Source organism: Paraburkholderia sp. Ac-20347, assembly GCF_017104805.1.
Taxonomy (GTDB): domain Bacteria; phylum Pseudomonadota; class Gammaproteobacteria; order Burkholderiales; family Burkholderiaceae; genus Paraburkholderia; species Paraburkholderia tropica.
This window is the reverse complement of the sequence record NZ_JAAGPN010000474.1, coordinates 1-3,151: the sequence shown is the minus strand read 5'-3', so window position 1 is coordinate 3,151 and position 3,151 is coordinate 1. Positions and strand designations below refer to the sequence as shown.

At 67.4% G+C, this 3,151-nt stretch carries 2 protein-coding genes and 2 pseudogenes; 2 read left to right on the top strand and 2 right to left on the bottom strand.

The window, feature by feature from the left end; genetic code table 11:
• Positions 1–593, top strand: a pseudogene (locus G3N97_RS37670) (alcohol dehydrogenase); the annotation flags it as partial.
• 40 nt (positions 594–633) lie between these two features.
• Here the strand turns inward: G3N97_RS37670 and G3N97_RS37665 are convergent.
• Positions 634–1,755 carry an NADH:flavin oxidoreductase/NADH oxidase gene (locus G3N97_RS37665; protein WP_205997825.1) on the bottom strand — a complete coding sequence of 374 codons (1,122 nt, stop codon included), beginning with the start codon at positions 1,753–1,755 and terminating at the stop codon, positions 634–636.
• Positions 1,756–1,868: 113 nt separating this feature from the next.
• Positions 1,869–2,393 (bottom strand): SRPBCC domain-containing protein, encoded by a 525-nt coding sequence (locus G3N97_RS37660; RefSeq protein WP_205997824.1) that lies wholly within the window; start codon positions 2,391–2,393, stop codon positions 1,869–1,871.
• 483 nt (positions 2,394–2,876) lie between these two features.
• Between G3N97_RS37660 and G3N97_RS37655 the strand changes: the two are divergent.
• A pseudogene (locus G3N97_RS37655) lies at positions 2,877–3,151 on the top strand (nodulation protein NfeD); the annotation flags it as partial.

The following is a 3,151-nucleotide window of genomic DNA, read 5'->3' as shown; positions in this document are numbered from 1 at the left end:
TCACCGCGTGGCTGGCGATCGAGAAGTTGCCGCTGCGCGCGGGCGCACGCGTGCTGATTTCCGGCGCGGGCGGCGCGGTCGGCCAGTATCTCGTGCAGCTTGCAGCGCAGCGTGGCTTCGAGGTGACGGCGATGTGCCATCCGCGTCACGCCGAACGCCTCGCGGGACTGGGCGCGCACGCCTGCGTGCCGGGGCCGCTCGCCGACGGCAACACATGGGCCGACGACAACGCGGGCCGCTTCTACGCGGCGATCGACAGCGTGGACGCGCCGCACGCCGCGCGCATCTCACCGGTGCTCGAAGCGAACGGCCATCTGGTCTGCATTCAGGGACGGCTCGACACGGCGCCGTGTCCGCCGTTCGGGCGCACGCTGTCGGTGCACGAAGTCGCGCTCGGCGCGCTGCACGTCTATGGCGACGACGCCGCCTGGCAACGTCTCACGCAGGCGGGCGAGTCGATGCTCGCGGCCATCGCGTCCGGCGCATTGCAGGCCGAAGCGCAGCACATCGCGCCGTTCGACGCGCTCGCGGAGCATCTCGACGCCCTGCGTCATCGCGCGTTCTCGGGCAAGGCGCTCGTCGCGGTGGAGTAAGCCGATGCGCGCGCGCCCGCTCTGATTCGCGCGGCGCGGCTCAATTGCCGCAATCGCGCGCTTGCGGATCGGGCTGATAGCGTTCGAGCCAGTACGCGTATTGCGCGGGCAGCACCCACGAAGGCCGGTCGAGCTTCAGGTGCTGCGCCGCGCGGTACGGATAGTGCGGATCGGCGAGATGCGCGCGGCCGATCATCGCGAGATCCATCTGTTCCTCGGCGATCACGCGTTCCGCCACGCGCGGAATATCCACGCCCCACGACGACGCCACCGGCACGCCCGCCTCGCGGCGCACACGCGCGGAGATCGGCGCGAGAAACGCCGGACCCCACGGAATCTTCGCGCCCGGAATCGAAAAACCCACGCTCACGTTGAGCAGATCGAGGCCTTCGCTGCGTAACTTGCGCGTGAGTTCGATCGATTCGGCGAGCGTTTCCTCGTCGCGTCCGTCGTATTCGATCACGCCGAAACGCGCGGTCAGCGGCAGATTCTCGGGCCAGACCTGGCGAACGGCCGCGAGCGTTTCGACGAGAAATCGGCTGCGCCCTTCGAGACTGCCGCCGTAGGCATCGGTGCGCTCGTTCGAGTGAATCGAAAAGAAACTTTGCGCGAGATAACCGTGCGCGAAATGCAGTTCGAGCCATTCGAAACCGGCGGCGCGCGCGCGCCGCGCCGCATCGACGAAGGCCTGCTTCACGCGCGCGATGTCGTCGAGCGTCATGGCGCGCGGCACGCGCGGCAGATTCGCGCCGAACGCAATCGCCGAGGGCGCGATGGGCTGCCACGCGCGCGGATCGTCGGCGGGAATGTGGTCGTCGCCTTCCCACGGACGATTCGCGCTCGCCTTGCGGCCCGCATGCGCGATCTGGATGCCGGGCACCGCGCCCGCCGCCTTGATCGACGCGGCGATGCGCGCCAGACCTTCGGCCTGCGCGTCGTTCCACAGGCCCGTGCAGGCGGGCGTGATGCGGCCTTCCGGCGACACCGCCGTGGCTTCGACGATCACGAGTCCCGCGCCGCCGCGCGCGAGCGTCGGATAGTGCGTCCAGTGCCAGTCGTTGGTGACGCCGTCGATCGCGCTGTACTGGCACATCGGCGGCACCGAAATGCGGTTGCGTAACGTCACGTCCTTCAGTTTGAACGGGGTGAACAATGCAGACATACGGCGCCTCCGGAAAAGGAAATCGCGCCGCGCCCTGAATGGGCGCGGCGCGGCATCGGGTTCAACTCGCGTTCAACAGTAGGCGAAATTTCCGCGCGGCAGCGCGGACGTGCTCAGCCTTGCTTCGCCTTGCGCGCGGCGCTCACGAGACCGTCGAGCCATTCCTGGTGACCGTTGATCATCGGATTGGGACGCGCGTTCGCCAGCTCGACGGCGGGCTTGCCCTTCTGCGTCTCCTGCGTGAGGATGCGCACGCGGCCGCCCGAGAGATCCTCGACGAGCCACGCGTGATGCACGTCGAGACGCGTATCGCCCTCGCCCGCCCAGCCGTGCCACGCCACGCGGCCCGGTTCGCCGTTCGCGGGCGGCACATATTCCGTTACCTCGCCCTCGACCGGAAAGCCAAACGTGCGGAAGAAAAAGCGCACGCCGGTGTCGAGTTCCGGACCTTTGCCGTCGTAGAAACGAATATCCGACGAGTTCGCGTAATACTCGGGCCAGCGCGGCGCAACGGCGAGCAGCGGCCAGACGTCGGCCGCCGAAATGCCGGCGACGATCATTTCATTCGAGGCGAAGTTTTCGGTGGTGCCCGGCAGATAACCTTCGGGCCAGATGATGGCGTTCATACGTTCGGCCATGGTGTGTGCTCCATTCGATGCGGGATGAAAACGCGCGGACGGGAAGTCGTTCGCGCTGCATGGACGTCATGATCGGCGTTGCGCTGAAATAAATCCAATTCCGATTTCGTATTTCAGTCATCATCAGGTCTGATATCTCAATCACGCTGCGGGACGAACGGCGCGCTGGCCAGACGCAATTCATCGGATGAAACGGATCACCATTCAATCAGGATGTCGAAACAATTCGATCCGCCCCCACGCCACGCGCCAAAGGCGTAAGCTTGATGAATTGGGCCCAGCCCTTCCTGCGAGCCGGCGGCGCGCGATCCGCGCTGTCCGGCCGAGCCGATGCGTGTTCATCGCCCAGCGCAGGCCGTCGCGCCTATCGCGTGGCGGTCTCGCGCGTTTCACCAGCATCGTCCGCCTGCGCGACGGAGCGGGCGCTGCGCATCGCCGCTATTTCCACTCGTACCCTCGTTTCTCGCGCTGCTGTGCGCGCTGATGACGCTATGCGCCGCCGCCTTCGCGCAAACGCCCGCGCGCGCGCAACCGGCCGTCGTCGTGATCGTGGTGAATGGCGCGATCGGGCCCGCGAGCGCCGATTTCATCGTGCGCACGCTCGAACGCGCCGCGCGCCAGCGCGCCCCGCTCGCGATCCTGCAACTCGACACGCCCGGCGGCCTCGACACCTCGATGCGCCAGATCATCAAGGCGATCCTTGCCTCGCCCGTGCCGGTCGCCGCTTACGTTGCGCCCGGCGGCGCACGCGCGGCCAA